The sequence below is a fragment of the Rhodococcus sp. 05-2254-6 genome, assembly GCF_002258565.1.
Lineage (GTDB): Bacteria > Actinomycetota > Actinomycetes > Mycobacteriales > Mycobacteriaceae > Rhodococcoides.
Genome location: NZ_NOZF01000047.1, coordinates 1 through 932 on the forward strand (window position 1 = coordinate 1; position 932 = coordinate 932).

General features: G+C 64.7%; 1 protein-coding gene. It reads right to left on the bottom strand.

Translation table 11 applies throughout. From position 1 onward, the window contains the following. The coding region (locus CH256_RS05810) for an acyl-ACP desaturase (RefSeq protein ID WP_094669074.1) at positions 1–932 on the bottom strand (932 nt) is incomplete at both ends.

Consider the following 932-nt stretch of genomic DNA (forward strand, 5'->3'; position numbering starts at 1 on the left):
GACGCGCGTGCTTCGGCCTTCGCGCGTTCGCGGGCGAGGGACCGATCACGCATCTCCTCGAACTTGGTGGCCTGCCGCTCGAGGTCTTCGAGGAACGCGGCGAGTTCTTCGCGCTTGTTCTCACCGCGTGCGGTGAAGTCGTTGCGCTCGAATACGCTCCACTTGCGCAGAACCGGCCAGACGACGTCCTCGAGGTGCTGACGCAGGTCGTAGATCCCGTGCTTGGCCATCAATACACCGTTGCGGCGGAAGTTCGGCATCCCGGCACCGGGCATGACGAAGTTCGTCACGATGTCCGAGACCGCCTGCAACGTCTGATCGGGCGAGATGTCCATCGCTGCGCCGGTGATGTTGCGGTAGAAGATCATGTGCAGGTTCTCGTCGGCGGCGATGCGCTGGAGCATCCGGTCGGCGATCGGATCGTCGCAGACCTTGCCGGTGTTGCGGTGCGAGACGCGGGTGGCGAGTTCCTGGAAGGTCACATAGGCGACCGAGTGCAGCAGCCCCGTCTGCGATCCTGCCGGTGAGGCGAAGCCGTTGGTCATGTGGATCATGCGGGCTTCTTCGAGGGCGACGGGATCGACGCCGCGGGTGACCACGAGGTAGTCGCGCATGACGATGCCGTGCCGGTTCTCCTCGGCGGTCCAGCGGCCGACCCAGGTTCCCCAGGCGCCGTCCTGGGAGAAGTTCTCGGCGATCTCACGGTGGTAGGACGGCAGGTTGTCCTCGGTGAGCAGGTTGGTGATCATCGCGGCCTGTGCGACGTCGGAGAGTTTGGATTGCTCCGGGTCGTAGTCCTGGCCGCCGAGTGCGGCGAAGTTGCGACCTTCGTCCCACGGGACGTAGTCGTGAGGGTGCCACTCCCGCGCCATCGAGATGTGACGGTTCACATTGTCCTCGGCAGTGGGCACCAGCTCTTGCAGAAGCTCGAG